General features: G+C 73.0%; 16 protein-coding genes. 6 read left to right on the top strand and 10 right to left on the bottom strand.

Annotated elements, in window-relative coordinates; genetic code table 11:
• Nucleotides 1-68: 68 nt before the first annotated feature.
• From C0216_RS24905 to C0216_RS24890, 4 genes are all read right to left on the bottom strand, one after another.
• Complete coding sequence (locus tag C0216_RS24905; protein WP_114057440.1) at nt 69-317, bottom strand: acyl carrier protein; 249 nt, start codon at nt 315-317, stop codon at nt 69-71.
• 55 nt (nt 318-372) lie between these two features.
• Entirely contained in the window at nt 373-1,377 is a 1,005-nt protein-coding gene (locus C0216_RS24900; protein ID WP_114057439.1) for a ketoacyl-ACP synthase III, read from the bottom strand.
• A gap of 19 nt (nt 1,378-1,396) precedes the next feature.
• Entirely contained in the window at nt 1,397-2,314 is a 918-nt protein-coding gene (locus tag C0216_RS24895) for an ACP S-malonyltransferase (protein WP_114057438.1), read from the bottom strand.
• A gap of 89 nt (nt 2,315-2,403) precedes the next feature.
• The gene (locus C0216_RS24890) at nt 2,404-3,609 is read right to left on the bottom strand and encodes a PucR family transcriptional regulator (protein WP_114057437.1); all 1,206 of its coding nucleotides are present in this window, start codon (nt 3,607-3,609) and stop codon (nt 2,404-2,406) included.
• Nucleotides 3,610-3,679: 70 nt separating this feature from the next.
• Between C0216_RS24890 and C0216_RS24885 the strand changes: the two genes are divergently transcribed.
• Nucleotides 3,680-4,339 carry a pirin family protein gene (locus tag C0216_RS24885; protein WP_114057436.1) on the top strand — a complete coding sequence of 220 codons (660 nt, stop codon included), beginning with the start codon at nt 3,680-3,682 and terminating at the stop codon, nt 4,337-4,339.
• 21 nt (nt 4,340-4,360) lie between these two features.
• On the opposite strand, the gene C0216_RS24880 is transcribed toward C0216_RS24885, so the two are convergent.
• A complete protein-coding gene (locus tag C0216_RS24880) occupies nt 4,361-5,188 on the bottom strand; it encodes a serine hydrolase domain-containing protein (protein WP_114058894.1) in 828 nt (275 codons plus the stop codon).
• Between the two features lie 70 nt (nt 5,189-5,258).
• Between C0216_RS24880 and C0216_RS24875 the strand changes: the two genes are divergently transcribed.
• Nucleotides 5,259-5,663: a MerR family transcriptional regulator gene (locus C0216_RS24875; protein WP_246042681.1), complete on the top strand. Its 405-nt coding sequence runs from the start codon at nt 5,259-5,261 to the stop codon at nt 5,661-5,663.
• Nucleotides 5,660-6,676, top strand: coding sequence for an aldo/keto reductase (locus C0216_RS24870; RefSeq protein ID WP_114057434.1), 1,017 nt, complete (start codon nt 5,660-5,662; stop codon nt 6,674-6,676). The genes C0216_RS24875 and C0216_RS24870 overlap by 4 nt, the downstream gene beginning before the upstream one ends.
• Nucleotides 6,677-6,790: 114 nt before the next feature.
• Here the strand turns inward: C0216_RS24870 and C0216_RS24865 are convergent, their stop codons facing one another.
• From C0216_RS24865 to C0216_RS24855, 3 genes are all read right to left on the bottom strand, one after another.
• A complete protein-coding gene (locus C0216_RS24865; RefSeq protein ID WP_114057433.1) occupies nt 6,791-7,651 on the bottom strand; it encodes a DUF4429 domain-containing protein in 861 nt (286 codons plus the stop codon).
• Between the two features lie 75 nt (nt 7,652-7,726).
• Complete coding sequence (locus C0216_RS24860; protein ID WP_114057432.1) at nt 7,727-8,965, bottom strand: alpha/beta hydrolase; 1,239 nt, start codon at nt 8,963-8,965, stop codon at nt 7,727-7,729.
• 133 nt (nt 8,966-9,098) lie between these two features.
• On the bottom strand, nt 9,099-9,743 hold the full coding sequence (locus tag C0216_RS24855; RefSeq protein WP_114057431.1) for a TetR family transcriptional regulator: 645 nt from the start codon (nt 9,741-9,743) through the stop codon (nt 9,099-9,101).
• A gap of 144 nt (nt 9,744-9,887) precedes the next feature.
• On the opposite strand from C0216_RS24855, the gene C0216_RS24850 reads away from it, so the two are divergent.
• Together C0216_RS24850 and C0216_RS24845 are read left to right on the top strand one after the other, a co-directional pair.
• Nucleotides 9,888-11,504, top strand: a complete 1,617-nt coding sequence (locus C0216_RS24850; RefSeq protein WP_114057430.1) for an MFS transporter — start codon at nt 9,888-9,890, stop codon at nt 11,502-11,504.
• A gap of 189 nt (nt 11,505-11,693) precedes the next feature.
• Nucleotides 11,694-12,179, top strand: a complete 486-nt coding sequence (locus C0216_RS24845; protein WP_114057429.1) for a peptidase inhibitor family I36 protein — start codon at nt 11,694-11,696, stop codon at nt 12,177-12,179.
• On the opposite strand, the gene C0216_RS24840 is transcribed toward C0216_RS24845, so the two are convergent.
• Both C0216_RS24840 and aceE read right to left on the bottom strand, forming a co-directional pair.
• On the bottom strand, nt 12,160-12,972 hold the full coding sequence (locus tag C0216_RS24840; RefSeq protein WP_114057428.1) for a potassium channel family protein: 813 nt from the start codon (nt 12,970-12,972) through the stop codon (nt 12,160-12,162). The two genes, C0216_RS24845 and C0216_RS24840, sit on opposite strands and share 20 nt — an antisense overlap.
• A 130-nt stretch (nt 12,973-13,102) precedes the next feature.
• A complete protein-coding gene (aceE, locus tag C0216_RS24835) occupies nt 13,103-15,835 on the bottom strand; it encodes a pyruvate dehydrogenase (acetyl-transferring), homodimeric type (RefSeq protein WP_114057427.1) in 2,733 nt (910 codons plus the stop codon).
• Between the two features lie 438 nt (nt 15,836-16,273).
• Here aceE and C0216_RS24830 point away from each other — a divergent pair, with 438 nt between their 5' ends.
• Nucleotides 16,274-16,702 carry a DUF3052 domain-containing protein gene (locus tag C0216_RS24830; protein ID WP_185902675.1) on the top strand — a complete coding sequence of 143 codons (429 nt, stop codon included), beginning with the start codon at nt 16,274-16,276 and terminating at the stop codon, nt 16,700-16,702.
• The last annotated feature ends 107 nt before the right edge of the window (nt 16,703-16,809 follow it).

Here is a 16,809-nt window from a genome sequence, read left to right as displayed (position 1 = left end):
CTCCACGTCTCAGAGGGTGCTGAATGTCACGGCGCCACCGCCGGGTGGCGACAAACGCTCGTCCGGGCTCAGCCCTGGTGCTTCAGGATGTAGTCGGCGGCGTCGCCGACCGTCTTCAGGTTCTTGACGTCCTCGTCCGGGATCTTGACGTCGAAGCGCTCTTCGGCGGCGACGACGACCTCGACCATGGAGAGCGAGTCGACGTCCAGGTCGTCGGTGAAGGACTTGTCGATCTCGACGTCCTCGACCGGGATGCCGGCGATCTCGTTCACGATCTCCGCGAGACCCTCGACGATCTCTTCCTGCGTGGCGGCCATGTGGCGCTCCTTCTCTAGCTACTGGGTGAAACGGGGCGGGAGGGTGTCCCGGGCCCTAGGGGAGGGTAACGACCGTGGCGGCGTACACGAGACCCGCCCCGAAGCCGATGACGAGCGCGGTGTCACCGCTCTTCGCCGCGCCGGTCGCCAGGAGCCGCTCCATCGCGAGCGGGATCGAGGCGGCCGACGTGTTGCCGGTGGTCTCCACGTCACGGGCGACCGTGACGTGCTCCGGCAGCTTGAGGGTCTTCACCATCGAGTCGATGATCCGCATGTTCGCCTGGTGCGGGATGAAGACGTCCAGGTCATCCGCGGTGATCCCGGCGGCGTCGAGCGCCTGCTGGGCCACCTTGGCCATCTCGAAGACGGCCCAGCGGAACACCGCCTGGCCCTCCTGGGTGATGGCGGGGAACTTCTCGCCGGCGTCCTTGCCGAGGTACTCGTCCCACGGCACGGTCTGCTTGATCGTCTCGGACTTGTCGCCCTCGGAACCCCACACCGTGGGGCCTATGGCCGGCACGTCCGAGGGGCCGACGACCACGGCACCGGCGCCGTCGCCGAACAGGAAGGCCGTCGCCCGGTCCTCCAGGTCGGTCAGGTCCGAGAGCCGCTCGACACCGATGACCAGCACGTACTCGGCCGACCCCTCGATGACGAGGCCCTTGGCCAGGGTCAGGCCGTAGCCGAACCCGGCGCAGCCTGCGGAGATGTCGAACGCGGCCGGCCTGTCCGCGCCGACCCGGTGCGCGATCTCCGTCGCGATGGCCGGGGTCTGCCGGAAGTGCGAGACCGTCGAGACGATGACGGCGCCGATCTGCCCGGGCGTCACGCCGGCGTCGGCGAGCGCCTTGCCGGCGGCCTCCACCGACATCGCGGCGACCGTCTCCTCGGGCGATGCCCAGTGCCGGGTCGCGATGCCCGAGCGGGAGCGGATCCACTCGTCCGAGGAGTCGATCTTCTCCAGGATGACGTCGTTGGAGACGACCCGGCTCGGACGGTAGCCGCCGACGCCGAGGATGCGGGCGTACGGGGAGCCCTTGGCAGGCTTGATCTTCGACATGCTGTGTGGGCTCCTTCTCTCAGGCCCCGTGCCCGGCGACGAGCTCGGCGGCCTTGGCGAGATCGTCCGGCGTCTTCAGGGCCACCGCGGGCACACCCTTGAGCGCACGCTTGGCCAGACCGGTCAGGGTGCCGCCGGGGCACAGCTCGATGATCCCGGTGACGCCCAGCTCGGCGAACGCGTCCATGCACAGGTCCCAGCGGACCGGGTTCGCGACCTGGCCGACCAGGCGGGCGACGACGTCGGCACCCGTGGCGACGGTGAGGCCGTCCTTGTTCGAGACGTACGCAAGCTCCGGGTCGGCCGGGGTGAGGGCCTTGGCGGCCTCCTCCAGCGTGGCGACCGCGGGGGCCATGTGGTGCGTGTGGAAGGCGCCCGCGACCTTCAGGGGGACGACCCGCGTCGAGCCCTCGGGCTTCTCGGCGGCCAGCGCCTCGATCTGGGCCTCGGTGCCGGCGGCCACGATCTGGCCGGCGCCGTTGATGTTCGCGGGCGTCAGGCCGAGCTTCTCCAGGTGCGCGACGACGGTGTCGCGGTCCCCGCCGAGCACGGCGGCCATACCCGTCGGGGCGACCGCGGCCGCCTCGGCCATCGCCAGGCCGCGGGTCCGTACGAACGCCAGGGCGTCCGTGTCCGACAGCACGCCCGCGTACGCGGCGGCCGTGATCTCACCGACGCTGTGGCCCGCGACGGCGCCGAACGCCGAACGGGCGCCCAGCTCGGCGGCGGACAGCAGGCCGGCGGCCACCAGCAGCGGCTGGGCCACGGCGGTGTCGCGGATCTCGTCCGCGTCGGCCTTCGTGCCGTAGTGGGCGAGGTCGAGCCCGATGGCGTCCGACCACGCGGCGACGCGGTCGGCGGCGCCGGGCAGTTCGAGCCAGGGAGTCAGGAAGCCGGGCGTCTGTGCGCCTTGGCCGGGAGCGACGAGTACGAGCACCCTCACACTCTCTCTTGTGGGTGGTCCCCGCCGCCCGTGGGGACAGGGACCAAGAACCGTCAGGGTAATTGTTGATGTCCGACAAAAGCCTAGGGCTGCTGATCGGCGTCGGCCAAGCGCCCGAGGATCAGCGCGATCCGCAGGGTGAACGCCGAGCGGACATCGGACGGTGACCAGCCGGTGACGTCGGTCACACGTCGGAGCCGGTAGCGCACCGTGTTGGGGTGCACGAACAGCATCCGCGCCGCGCCCTCCAGACTGCTCGCCTGCTCCAGGTACACGCTCAGCGTCTCCAGGAGCGCCGACCCCGCCTCCTCCAGCGGTCTGTAGATCTCCTCCACCAACTGTTCGCGCGCCGACGGATCCGAGGCGATCGCGCGCTCCGGGAGCAGATCGTCCGCCAGGACCGGCCGCGGCGCGTCCTGCCACGCCGTGCACGCCTTCAATCCGGCCGCCGCGGCCTGCGCGGACTTCGTCGCGTTCAGCAGGTCCGGCACCACCGGGCCGGCCACCACCGGGCCCGCCGCGAACGGCCCGATCAGCGACTTCGCGACCTGGAGCGGGTTGTCGCTGCCGCCCGCGATGACGACGAGCCGGTCGCCGAGCACCCCGGTCAGCACCTGCAGCTTGTGGTGGCGGGCCGCCCGCCGGATCGCCTCGACCGTCAGCTCGCTGTCCCCGTCGGGCGCCGTGCCGAGCACCACGCACACGTGCTCCGGCGAGTTCCAGCCCAGCGCCGCGGCCCGCGACAGCGCCCCCTCGTCCGCCTCGCCCGACAGCACCGCGTTGACCACGAGCGACTCGAGGCGGGCGTCCCACGCGCCCCGCGCCTCGGCGGCCTGCGCGTACACCTGGGCCGTCGCGAAGGCGATCTCCCGCGCGTAGACGAGCAGCGCCTCCCGCAGGATCGACTCGTCGCCCGGCGCCGCGACCTCCTCGATCGCGGCCTCCATCACCTCGATCGTCGTACGGACCATCTCCACCGTCTGGCGCAGCGTGATGGCCCGGGTCAGCTCCCGCGGCGCCGTCCCGAACACGTCGGTCGAGATCGCCTGCGGCGTGTCGGGGTGCCGGAACCACTCCGTGAACGCGGCGATGCCGGCCTGGGCGACCAGGCCGATCCAGGACCGGTTCTCCGGGGGCATCGCCCGGTACCACGGCAGGGTCTCGTCCATGCGGGCGATCGCGTTGGCGGCGAGCCGGCCGGAGGACCTCTCCAGCCGCCGCAGCGTCGCGTGATGCGGATGGGCGGGAGCGGGATGCGCGGGGGAATGCTCACGTTCGGGATGGGGCACGGGGACAAGAGTGCCTTATCGGGGCGCCTGCGCCGAGAGCGGCCTCACGCCCAGGGTCTACGGTGGGTCCATGATTGATGTACGCCGCGGCACCGACCGGTACCCGGGCGGCGACCCGGACAGCGGGATCACGACCCGGCACGCCTTCTCCTTCGGCCGGTTCTACGCCCCGGACAACCTCCGCTTCGGGCCGGTCCTGGCCTGCAACGAGGAGCACCTCGCGCCGGGCGCCGGCTTCGAGGAGCACCCCCACAGCCACACGGAGATCGTCACCTGGGTCGTCGAGGGCGAGCTGACCCACAAGGGCAGCACCGGCGAGGCCGCCGAGGTCCGCCCCGGCGACGTCCAGCACTTCGGCGCCGGATCGGGCGCCCGGCACGTCGAGCGCAACGACGGCACCGCCCCGCTGTGCTTCGTGCAGACCTGGCTCGCTCCGCTGGAGCCCGGCGGCGAGCCCTCGTACCGGCTGGTCCGCGGCCTCCCCGACGGCACCCCGTACGAGGTACCCGCGGCCGGGGCCCGCCTGCACGTGCGGCGGCCGGCCGCCGGCGAGCACGTCCCCGTCCCCGCGGCGCCCCTTGTCTACCTGCACGTCGTACGCGGCGACCTGCGCCTGGACGGGGCGGAGCTCGGGCCCGGCGACGCGGCCCGGATCACCGGCGAGGAGGGCCTGGAGGCCGTCGCCGGATCCCCGGGCGAGCTGCTGATCTGGGAGCTGCCGGCCGGCTGAGCGGCAGCGACGGCAGGGGGGTCAGCGGGCGGGGCGGCCCGACAGCTCGGCGAGGACGGCGTCCGTGAACGGGGGCCACGCCTCCACCGCCCACGGGCCGAACGCGCGGTCCGCCAGGGCCACGCACGCCGCCCGGGCCTCCGGGTCCACCCACAGGAACGTGCCCGCCTGCCCGAAGTGGCCGAACGTACGGGGCGAGGAGCCCGCGCCCGTCCAGTGCGGGGACTTCCCCCCGCGGATCTCCAGACCCAGCCCGAAGTCGTTGGGGGACTGGTGGCCGTACCCGGGGAGCACGCCCTTGAGGCCCGGGTGGACCACCGTCGTCGCCTCGGCGACCGTCCGCACGTCCAGCAGGCGCGGCGCCTGGAGCTCCGCGGCGAAGCGGACCAGGTCGGACACGGTGGAGACGCCGTCCTTCGCGGGCGAGCCCTCCAGCGTGGTCGACGCCATGCCGAGCGGCTCGAAGACGGCCTGGTGCACGTACTCCGCGAACGGGATGCCGGTGGCCTTCGCGATGTGGTCGCCGAGGACCTCGAAGCCGGCGTTCGAGTACAGCCGGCGCGTCCCCGGAGGTGCCATCACGCGGTGCTCGTCGAAGGCGAGGCCGCTGCTGTGCGCGAGCAGGTGACGGACCGTCGACCCCTCCGGGCCGGCCGGCTCGTCCAGCTCGACCGCCCCCTCTTCGTACGCGACGAGCGCGGCGTACGCGGCGAGCGGCTTGGTCACGGACGCCAGCGCGAAGCGGCGGTCGACCGGCCCGTGGGAGCCCGCCAGGGCGCCGTCGGCGCGCACCACCGCGGCGGCGGCGGCCGGCACCGGCCAGTTCTCGATGATCTGAAGGCTTTCCAGCCTCTCCACGCTCTCCATGCCGCCGAGCCTACTTGCTTGGAGTGCACTCAAGGGTCCTAGCGTGGTCGCCATGAGCCTGACGCAGACGCAGACGCAGATGCAGACGCCGCCGCGGTACACGATCAGCGAGGTCGAGGCACGCACCGGTCTGTCCCAGCACACGCTGCGCTGGTACGAGCGCATCGGCCTCATGCGGCAGGTGGACCGCTCCCACTCGGGGCAGCGGCGCTTCAGCGACGGCGACCTGCAGTGGCTGGCCTTCGTGGGCAAGCTGCGCACCACCGGGATGTCGGTGGCGGACATGGTCAGGTACGCGGAGCTGGTCCGCGAAGGGGAGCACACCGTCGACCAGCGGCGGGAGCTGCTGGAGCGGACGAGGAACGAGGTGCGGGCGCGGATCTCGGAGCTGAACGACGCGCTCGCCGTACTGGACTTCAAGATCGATCTCTACACGGGGAAGGCCGCACGGCAATGACGCAGAGCACCACCATCGAGAAGGCAGAACTCGGCAAGGGCGGCCCCCTGGTCGGCATCCAGGGCCTGGGCTGCATGGGCATGAGCGAGTTCTACGGGGAGACGGACGAGGCGGCGGCCCGCGCCACGCTGGAGGCGGCCCTCGCCGCCGGGGTCACCCTGATCGACACCGCCGACGCCTACGGGCGCGGCCGGAACGAGGAATTCCTCGCCCCGTTCGTGGCGGCACACCGCGAGGAGATCACCCTCGCTACCAAGTTCGGGCTCGTCCGCAGCGACGATCCGCGCCACCGGGGCATCCGCAACGACCGGGCCTACATCCGCCAGGCCGTCGAGGACAGCCTGCGCCGGCTCGGCACCGACGTGATCGACCTCTACTACATGCACCGCTACGACCCGGCGGTGCCGTTCGCCGAGTCGGTCGGCGAGATGGCGCAGCTGGTCCAGGAGGGCAAGGTGCGCCACCTCGGCCTCAGCGAGGTCACGGGCGCGGAGCTGCGGGAGGCGTACGCGGTCCACCCCATCGCGGCGGTCCAGTCGGAGTGGTCGCTTTTCAGCCGCGACGTGGAGCGCAGCGCGGTGCCCGCGGCGGCGGAGCTCGGGGTGGCCTTCGTGCCGTACTCGCCGCTCGGCCGCGGCTTCCTGACCGGCACGTTCGCCTCCGCCGAGGAGCTGTCCGAGGGCGACTTCCGCGCCCAGCAGCCCCGCTTCACCGGCGACAACGCCAGGGCCAACGCGGCGCTGCTGGAGCCGGTGCGGGAGATCGCCGAGGCGCACGGGGCGACGCCGGCGCAGATCGCTCTGGCGTGGGTGCAGCAGCGGGCACAGGTGCACGGCCTGCCGGTGGTGCCGATCCCGGGCACCCGCAAGCCGGAGCGGCTCGCCGAGAACACCGCGGCGACCCGGATCACGCTGGCGGAGCAGGAGCTGGCCGCGCTGGAGCCGCTCGCGGCCGGGGTCGCGGGGGACCGCTACCCGAACATGGCCTTCACGTCGGCGGCCCGCGAGGCGTAGCCGTACGGCCGCAAGGCCGCACGGGTGCGGGCCGGGAGGCGGGGGCGGGCGTCCGCGACGGGGCGCCGCGCCTTCCGGCGCCGCCCGGGGCCGCGGGGCGGGGGCCGAAGGCGGTTACGCCTCCGTGCCGAGCCGGCCGTCGGCCGCCGTGAAGCGGTCGCACAGGGCCGTGTACTCGGCGTCCGTCAGCAGGCCGGCGCTGTGCAGCTCGCCGAGGCGGTGCAGGCGCTCCTCCGACCGCGGGGCCGGGACGGCCGCCACCGGGGTGCGCGAGCGGAGCGCGGCCAGGACGGCCGCCGCGAAGGGCAGCGACTCCTGCACCGCCCCGTAGCCCGTCCCGAAGACGGCGCTGGCCAGGTCGTGGTCCGGCCGCGGGTCGCCGTCGGTGTCGCGGCGCAGCAGCCGCAGGTGCCCGCCGGGCCCCTCCGGGGAGCGCCATTCGACGCCGGCCAGCTCGGAGAGCGCGTAACTCTGGTCGCCGGCCTTCCACTTGGTGCCCGTCGCGCCGGTGCGCGACCACTGGAAGGTGACGCGCAGGCCGTCGAAGGAGACGCGGGCGTCGTACGCCTTCAGCTGGAGCGGCGGCTCCGCGACGGGCACCAGGAACCGCCCGGCCGGCTCGTCGCCGCCGGGTCCGATCCGCTCGCGCAGCGCCTCGGCGAACGCGGCCGCCTGCGAGCCCCGGTCCGCCGGCACGACCAGCCGGTACGGGTCGCACACCTCGCGCAGCTGCCCCGCGGCGGCTTCCGCCAGGGGGTCCGCGCCCGGCCTCGGTATGGCGCGCAGCACCACCGCGTCGCGTCTGCCGCCCCCGCCGGCGGAGAACTCCACCGCGGCGAGCGCCTCGAAGGGGATCCGCCGCGCCCCGAGGGCGTGCCAGAGCCTCGGCGTTCGTATCCCCCGTGCGAAGCGGATGAGCACCGAGTCCGAGTCGAACTCCCAGACGGCATGATTTCCGGCCAGTACGTCACCCATGCGGCACATCGTAAGGGGAGGGGCCCTTGCGCGTCCCCCTCGGCGCAGGGCCCGATTTTCGGGGCTCTACGCGTGTCAGTCCGCGTCTGTCCCGGAAATTCCGTGGCGGCAGGCATCGCCGCCGGTGGCGCAGGCAACAGAACCGAACGCGCCGGTTCCGATTTTGGCGAAGTTGTCCAGGGAATCCGTGCCTGGCTCGAAATAGCCGGTGTGCAGGCGGGCCCCGGCGGAGGACAGCAGCCGCGCACCGAACTCGGGGGAGACCGGGTCGGCGCCGTGCCCCAGCCCGCCGACCTCCAGGTGCGGCACGTCCGCGATCCAGTCCCCCGCGTCCCGCATGGCCCACACCCGGGCGGAGGTGCGCAGCTCGGCCACCGAGCCGGCGCGCATGCCGGGGCTGCCCGCCGCCACCACGTCCGTCACCCGCTCCGGCAGGGCGTGCGCGGCGACCCCGCAGACGACGGAGCCGTAGCTGTGGCAGAACAGCGCGACCGTCGCGCCCCCGGGCAGCGCCGCGGCCAGGGTCTCCAGGCGCGCGGCACCGTCGACGGCCATGCGCCCGGTCGCGGCGTCCATGCCGACGCCTGCGGGCGCGGTGTAGTCGGCCCAGGCGATGACAGCGGTCCGGGTGCCGGGCGCGGCCGCGCGCTGGGCCGCGTACAGGGATTCGGCCATGCCCACGGGTGAGGTGAGGCGGCGCTGGGTGCGCTCGAAGGTGACCGCGTCGGTGTCGACGCCGGGGACGATGACGGAGATCCGCTCGGCGCGGTCGAGGTCGCCGAAGACCTCCGCGACCCGGCCGCCGCCGGTGGGGTCGAAGGCGAGGACCTGCCGGCCGGGCTCGGCCAGCGAGGCGAAGCGGTGGGCGCGCCGGCCGGCCGCGGTGCGGTCGGCGGGGGTGAGGGAGACGTCCCGGCTGCGGGCCAGTTCCACCTGCTCGGCGAGGAGGAGCGCCTGCGCGTTGGCGCGGTAGCGCAGCTCCGCGGGCGCGCCGGCGAGGTTGCCGACGACGAAGGGGTGGGCGTCCGCGAGGTGGGTGCGGGCATCGGCGTCGAGGCCCGCGAAGAAGCGGGCGACGGTCCGCACGGGGGCGTCGGCGGGCGGCACGGCGCGGCCCCCGATGCGCGTCGCCGACCAGGCGGCGAGGCCGGCGGCCCGCAGCGAGGTCCCGGCGTCCGGCCGGTGCACGGCGGTCCAGCCCGTGGTGGCCAGCATGAGGAAGACGACCCCCAGCGCCAGCAGGGCGCGCAGGGCGGCGGGGCGCGGGTCGGTACCGGGGGAGGGGCGGGCGGAGCCGGGCACGTTCACGTTCATCTGGCACCAGCGTAGGAGACCGCCGCGGGCCCGAATGCGCGGGGTGACGGGGCTCACGGCCCCCGGGCGGGCCGCCCGGCGGCCGGGGGCCACGGCCCTGGCGGCCCGTCAGGTGCCGCCGTCCCGCCGGTGATCAGCGCCAGTCGGGCGCCAGAGCTGGGCCGATGTGGTCGAGGTAAGCCTCGGTCAGGTCGCGGATCGCGGTGATGCCGGTGTCGTCGCCCTGCCCCCACAGCCGGCCGGTGACCCTCATCACCCCGGAGAACGCGGCGACGGCGACCCGCGGGCGCGGGTCGGCGTCCACGTCCAGGCCCTCACGCTCCGCGATCAGCCGGGCGATCCGCTCCTCCACCTCGGCCGAGCGGCGCAGGTGCGCGGCGAGCAGCGCCGGCGTCGACTCGATGAGCCGGTAGGTCCGCATGTAGAGGTCGACGGACACCACCTCGGACAGGGCCTCCTCGAGGGTGCCCCAGGAGTCGCGGAGCGCGCCGCGCAGTGCCGTGAGGGGGCCCTCGCCGGCCGGGCGGGCCTGCAGGGCGGCGAGGAAGTGGGAGTCGATGAGGTCCTGCGCGGCGAACGCGACCTCCTCCTTGTTGGCGAAGTAGCGGAAGAAGGTGCGCTGGGAGACGTCGACGGCGTCGGCGATCTCGTCGACGGTGGTCTGCTCGTACCCCTGCGCGATGAAGAGGAGGAGGGCGGCGCGCAGCAGCGCGTCCCGGGTGCGCTGCTTCTTGCGCTCGCGCAGGCCGGTCGCGGGCGCGGGCCGCTCGTCGGTCATCACCGCGGGGAGTCCTTTCCGGGACGGGTCGGCCGCCCCTGATCTGACGCTGAGTGAGCGGTCAGGGTACCTGTGGGCGACGTGGCAGCGACTGCCTCGTTAACCCGTTTGTGAAGTGTCAGTCGCTGTCAATAGTGTGGCGGCATGACTCATCAGAGCACCGTCGACGACCGCGACGACCGCATACCCGTCAAGGAGCCGGGCGGAGGGCCGGCGGGCAGCGCACTGCGCGGCCACCCGTGGCTGACCCTCTTCGCCGTGGCGATCGGCGTCATGATGGTCACCCTGGACGGCACCGTCGTCGCCGTCGCCAACCCCGCGATCCAGCAGGACCTCGGCGCCTCCCTCGCCGACGTCCAGTGGATCACCAACGGCTACCTGCTCGCCCTCGCCGTCTCCCTCATCACCGCCGGCAAGCTCGGCGACCGCTTCGGACACCGGCAGACCTTCCTGATCGGCATCGTCGGCTTCGCCGGGGCGTCCGCCGCGATCGGCCTCTCCACCACCGTCGAGTCCGTGATCGGCTTCCGCGTCGCCCAGGGCGTCTTCGGCGCCCTGCTGATGCCCGCCGCGCTCGGCCTGCTGCGCGCCACGTTCCCCGCCGAGAAGCTCAACATGGCCATCGGCATCTGGGGCATGGTCATCGGCGCCTCGACCGCCGCCGGACCCATCGTCGGCGGCCTCCTCGTCGAGAACGTCAACTGGCAGTCCGTCTTCTACGTCAACATCCCTGTCGGCGTCATCGCCCTGGCCTTCGGCCTGGTCATCCTGCTCGACCACCGCGCCGAGAACGCCCCGCGCTCCTTCGACGTCCCCGGCATCCTGATGCTGTCGGTCGCGATGTTCTCGCTGATCTGGGCGCTGATCAAGGCCTCCGAGTGGGGCTGGGGCGACCCGTGGACCCTCCTCTTCCTCTTCGTGTCCCTGGCCTTCTTCACCGCCTTCGCCGTGTGGGAGTCCCGGGCCGACGAGCCGCTGATCCCGCTCGGGATGTTCCGCTCGCTGCCGCTGTCCGCGGGCACCGTGCTCATGGTCCTGATGGCGTTCGCCTTCATGGGCGGCCTCTTCTTCGTCACCTTCTACCTGCAGAACGTCCACGGCATGAGCCCCGTCGACAGCGGCCTGCACCTGCTCCCGCTGACCGGCATGATGATCATCGGCTCCCCGCTCGCCGGCGCCGCGATCACCGCGGTCGGCCCGCGCATCCCGCTCGTCGCGGGCATGGCCGCGACCGCCGCCGCCTGCTTCGGGATGGCCGGACTCACCCCCGGCACCGGCACCCTGGAGATGTCGCTCTGGTTCGCCCTCCTCGGCCTCGGCCTCGCCCCCGTCATGGTCGGCGCCACCGAGGTCATCGTCGGCAACGCCCCGCTGGAGCTCTCCGGTGTCGCGGGCGGGCTCCAGCAGGCCGCCATGCAGGTCGGCGGCAGCCTCGGCACGGCCGTCCTCGGCGCCGTCATGGCCGGCACCGTCAGCGACACCTTCGGGGACAAGTGGGCCGCCGCACAGCTGCCGCCGCTCAGCCCGGAGCAGCAGGAGCTCGCCGAGAAGGGCGTCCAGGTCGGCCTCGCCCCCGTCCCCGAAGGCGTCCCCGCGCAGGTCGCCGAGACGATCACCAAGGCCGCCCACGACACCTTCGTGTCCGGGATGAGCACGGCCTTCACCACCGCCGGCGTCGTGGCCGCGGCCGCCGCCGTCGTGGCCTGCTTCACCAAGCGCGGGGAGAACGCCGCCGCGGGCGCGGGCGCCGCCCACGTCTGAGCCGGCCCCGCCGCGCGTCAACACCGTGCACCGCACAGCCCCGCCGGACGGTTCCGGCGGGGCTTGCGCCTATCAGGGTGGACCCGGCCGCGGCCCCTTCCGCCGGGCCGTCGCCGCAGGTCAGCGTGGACCCACAGCGCTTCCGGAAGCGGTCCGGGGCGCTCCCGTCCACGAAGGAGCCGATCCGTCATGCGTACGAGTTCACCCGCCGGGGCCGTTTCCACCGCCGGCGCAGCCGCCCGCACCGCAGCCGCCCGCACCGTCCCGGCCCGCGCCGCCGGCGCCCGTACCGTCACCGCCCTCGCCGCGGCCGCCCTCGCGCTCACCGCGCTCCTCCCCGGCACCGCCCGCGCCGCCCAGGCCGGGCCGGCCGCCGGACCGCCGCCCGCCCGGGCGGTGCCCTGCGCCGCGGGCCAGCTCTGCCTCTGGGCCAAGCCCGACTTCAAGGGCACCCGGCACGCGTACGAGCTGAGCACCCTCGACATCAACAGCTGCACCGCCCTGCCCGCCGGGGCCAGCGCCCAGTCGCTCGTCAACCGCACCGGGCGGCCGGTGACGACGTACCAGTCCGCCGAGTGCGCCGAGACCGGGGAGTTCCAGACGTATCCCGGCGACGGCGTCCAACTGCCCCAGTCCGGCTACCTCGTACGGGCCTTCAAGGTGTGGGAGCGGTAGCCGCCGGGCCCCCGGCCGCCGGGGCCGCCGCCGGCGCGGGGACCGCGAGCGCGGCCGGCGCCTCCGGGGAGGCCCCGCGCAGCAGGGCCACCTCGGCGCGCAGCGCCCGCACCTCCGCGGCCAGGTCGGCGATCGCGGCGGTCTGCTCCCGCTCCACGCGGTCGTCCCGCTCGAAACGGGAGATGAACCAGGCGGCGATGTTGGCCGTGACCACACCCAGCAGCGCGATCCCCGACAGCATCAGGCCCACCGCGAGGACCCGGCCCAGGCCCGTGGTGGGGGAGTGGTCCCCGTACCCGACCGTCGTCATCGTCGTGAAGCTCCACCACACGGCGTCGCCCAGGTTCCTGATGTTGCCGTCGGGCGCGTCCCGCTCCACGCTCAGCACGGCGAGCGAGCCGAACATCATCAGGCCGACCACCGCACCCGCCACGTAGGTGGTCAGCCGGATCTGCGGAGCCATCCTGGCCCGCCGCCCCACCAGCATCAAGGTGGCCACCAGCCGCAGCAGCCGCAGCGGCTGGACCATCGGCAGGACCACCGCGACGAGGTCGAGCCAGTGGGTACGCACGAACGCCCGCCTGGCCGACGACAGGCAAAGCCGCACCAGGTAGTCGGCGGCGAAGGCGCCCCACACCATCCACTCGGCCAGCGTGCACGCCCGCAGCACGCGAGCCCCCGCGTCCGGGAGGACGATCGGCACGGCGTAGGCGACGGCGAACGCCACGGCGAGGACGAGCAGCGGAGCCTGCGTCCGCCGCTCCCATCGCAGTCGGCGGGAGGCTTCCTTCATACGCAGCATCGTAGGGAACGCCCGGAACCGCCCGGGCCGCGCCCGGCCCGGACCGCGGCACCCCGGACACGCCGGCGGGCCGGGGCGCACTCCGCACCCCGGCCCGCCGCCGGACTCCTGCCCGCGCCTGCTAGGCGTCGCCGCCCGCCGGGCCCGGGTCGGCCGCCGCCACGTCCAGCAGCCGGTAGCGGTCCACCGCCTGCTTCAGCGCGGACCGGTCGATCCGGCCCTCCTTCGCCAGCTCCGTCAGCACCGCCAGCACCACCGACTCCGCGTCGATGTGGAAGAAGCGGCGCGCCGCCCCCCGCGTGTCCGCGAAACCGAAGCCGTCCGCACCGAGCGAGGTGTACGCACCGGGCACCCACCGGGCGATCTGGTCCGGCACGGAGCGCATCCAGTCCGACACCGCGACGAACGGCCCCTGCGCGCCCGAAAGCTTCCGCGTCACGTACGGAACGCGCTGCTCCTCCTCCGGGTGCAGCAGGTTGTGCTCCTCCGCCTCGACGGCGTCGCGGCGCAGCTCGTTCCAGGAGGTCGCCGACCAGACGTCCGCCCTGACGTTCCACTCCTCGGCCAGGATCCGCTGCGCCTCGACCGCCCACGGCACCGCCACGCCCGAGGCCATGATCTGCGCCGGGATCGCGCCGGACGTGCCCGCCGCCACCTTGTGGATGCCCTTGAGGATGCCCTCGACGTCCACGCCGTCGGGCTCGGCCGGATGCTGGATCGGCTCGTTGTAGACCGTCAGGTAGTAGAAGACGTCCTCGGCCTCGGGACCGTACATGCGGCGCAGGCCGTCCCGGACGATGTGCGCGATCTCGTACCCGTACGCCGGGTCGTACGCCACGCACCCCGGGTTGGTCGACGCCAGCAGCTGGGAGTGGCCGTCGGCGTGCTGCAGGCCCTCGCCCGTCAGGGTGGTCCGGCCCGCCGTCGCGCCCAGGACGAAGCCGCGCGCCAGCTGGTCGGCCATCTGCCAGAACTGGTCGCCCGTCCGCTGGAAGCCGAACATCGAGTAGAAGACGTACACCGGGATCAGCGGCTCGCCGTGCGTCGCGTACGCCGAGCCGGCCGCGATCAGCGAGGCCGTGCAGCCCGCCTCCGAGATGCCGTCGTGCAGCATCTGCCCGGTCGGGGACTCCTTGTACGCGAGCAGCAGCTCGCGGTCGACGGACTCGTACTGCTGCCCCAGCGGGTTGTAGATCTTGGCGCTCGGGAAGAACGAGTCCATGCCGAAGGTGCGGTACTCGTCCGGGGCGATCAGCACGAAGCGCCGGCCGATCTCCTTGTCCCGCATCAGGTCCTTCAGCAGGCGGACGAAGGCCATCGTCGTCGCGATCGACTGCTGGCCGGAGCCCTTCCTGACCGCCGCGTACGCCTTGTCGTCCGGCAGTTCGAGCGGACGCGCCCGCACCACCCGCGTCGGGACGTAGCCGCCCAGCGCCTTGCGGCGGTCGTGCATGTACTGGATCTCCGGCGAGTTGCGGCCCGGGTGGTAGTACGGCGGGGCGCCGCTCTCCAGCTGCGCGTCGGTGATCGGGATGTGCAGGCGGTCGCGGAAGCGCTTGAGGTCGTCGACCGTCAGCTTCTTCATCTGGTGCGTGGCGTTGCGGCCCTCGAAGTTCGGGCCGAGGGTCCAGCCCTTGACCGTCTTGGCCAGGATCACCGTCGGCTGGCCCTTGTGGGCGCGCGCCGCCGCGTACGCCGCGTAGATCTTCCGGTGGTCGTGGCCGCCGCGGCCCAGGTGCAAGATCTGGTCGTCGGACATGTCCGCGACCATCGCGCGCAGCCGCTGGTCGTCGCCGAAGAAGTGCTCGCGGATGTAGGAGCCGGTCTCCGTGGCGTACGTCTGGAACTGCCCGTCCGGCGTGGAGTTCATCTTGTTGACGAGGATGCCGTCCCGGTCCTGCGCCAGCAGCGGGTCCCAGGAGCGGTCCCAGATCAGCTTGATGACGTTCCAGCCCGCCCCGCGGAAGATCGACTCCAGCTCCTGGATGACCTTGCCGTTGCCGCGTACGGGACCGTCGAGCCGCTGGAGGTTGCAGTTGACGACGAAGGTCAGGTTGTCCAGGCCCTCGCGCGCCGCCAGCGACAGCTGGCCCAGCGACTCCGGCTCGTCCATCTCGCCGTCGCCGAGGTACGCCCAAACGTGTGACCTGGAGGTGTCCGCGATCCCGCGCGCCTCCATGTACCGGTTCATCCGGGCCTGGTAGATCGCCCCGATCGGCCCGAGGCCCATCGAGACCGTCGGGAACTCCCAGAAGTCCGGCATCAGCCGCGGGTGCGGGTAGCTGGACAGGCCGTACGGGGCCTTCGACTTCTCCTGGCGGAACGCGTCGAGCTGCTGCTCGGAGAGCCGGTCCAGCAGGTAGGCGCGGGCGTAGACGCCGGGTGAGGCGTGGCCCTGGAAGAAGATCTGGTCGCCGCCGTCGCCCTCGTCCTTGCCGCGGAAGAAGTGGTTGAAGCCGACGTCGTAGAGGGAGGCCGAGGAGGCGAACGTGGCGATGTGGCCGCCCACGCCGATGCCGGGCCGCTGGGCGCGCGAGACCATGACGGCCGCGTTCCAGCGGGTGGCGTTCAGGACCTTGCGCTCGATCTCCTCGTTGCCGGGGAAGAACGGCTCGTCCTTGGTGGCGATGGTGTTGACGTAGTCGGAGCTGCGCATCTCGGGCACGGCCACGCGCCGCTCGCGGGCCCGCTCGATCAGCCGCAGCATCAGGTAGCGGGCGCGTTCGCGACCGCGTTCGTCCACGGCGGCGTCGAGGGAGTCGAGCCACTCCTGCGTCTCCTCCGGATCGAAGTCCGGGACCTGGCTCGGCAGGCCGCCAATGATGATCGGATTGCGATCGGATGCGGAAGCCACGCTGTTCCTTCGCTGTCAGGGGAGTCGTGCCTTGGTTTCGCCGCCTCCCATGGTCTTACGCTCGGTCGGAATCGTCATCTCTACCACTGGGTAATCCCTGGAGTCCCGGGGATTGCCGAAGACGTGCCGCGACGGGCTCCCGCCGGAGCCCCGGCCTCCGCCCCGCGCCGGCAAGCGGTTCGCAAGGGCGTTCGCCCCTCAAACAGGTGGGAAAGTCAGCGTGTGATGCCGAATGAGCTGGAATGGTGTGGGATGAATCACCACAGGGACATCCGGGAAGGCTGAAAGTTGCGGCGAGACGGCCGCAATCGTCACCGTTTCGACGGTCTCCGCGGCCGGGTACTTGCGCGATCCGCCGCGCCCGTGTGGACTACGCCCAATGCTGCGCGCACGCGCGCGGCTCGAAGACATTCACCGAACATGAGCAGGAGGCACCCCGTGAGCGCGACCGCGGACCACGCGGAGAGCCTGGCCGCCCGGCTGGGTTTCCAGTCCGAACAGGTGGTCCAGGAGATCGGCTACGACGACGACGTCGATCAGGAGTTCCGCGAAGAGGTCGAGGAACTGATCGGCAACGACCTCGTCGACGAGGACTACGACGACGTGGCCGATGCGGTGCTGCTGTGGTTCCGCGACGAGGACGGCGACCTGACCGACGCCCTCGTCGACGCCACCGAGCTGGTCGAGGACGCCGCGCTGATCCTGCTGCTGACCCCGAAGACGGGCCGCCCCGGCTACGTCGAGGCCAGCGACATCAGCGAGGCCGCCGAGACGGCCGGCCTGTCGCAGACGCGGCCCGTCAGCGTCGGCAAGGAGTGGGCCGCCAGCAAGCTGGTGACCCCGAAGGCCGCCAAGTCCAAGCGCTGAGCCACGCGCCGCAGCCAGCGGAGACACACCCCGCCGACCCCGTCGGCGGGGTGTGTGCGTTCCCGCCCGGCTCCCCTTCGGCGACGGCGCATTAGGCTTGGGCCACC

Origin of the sequence: Streptomyces globosus (genome assembly GCF_003325375.1) — a bacterium.
Taxonomy (GTDB): Bacteria; Actinomycetota; Actinomycetes; order Streptomycetales; family Streptomycetaceae; genus Streptomyces; species Streptomyces globosus_A.
Note: the sequence above shows the minus strand (reverse complement) of the source record. Positions and strands in the feature narration are given on the sequence as shown.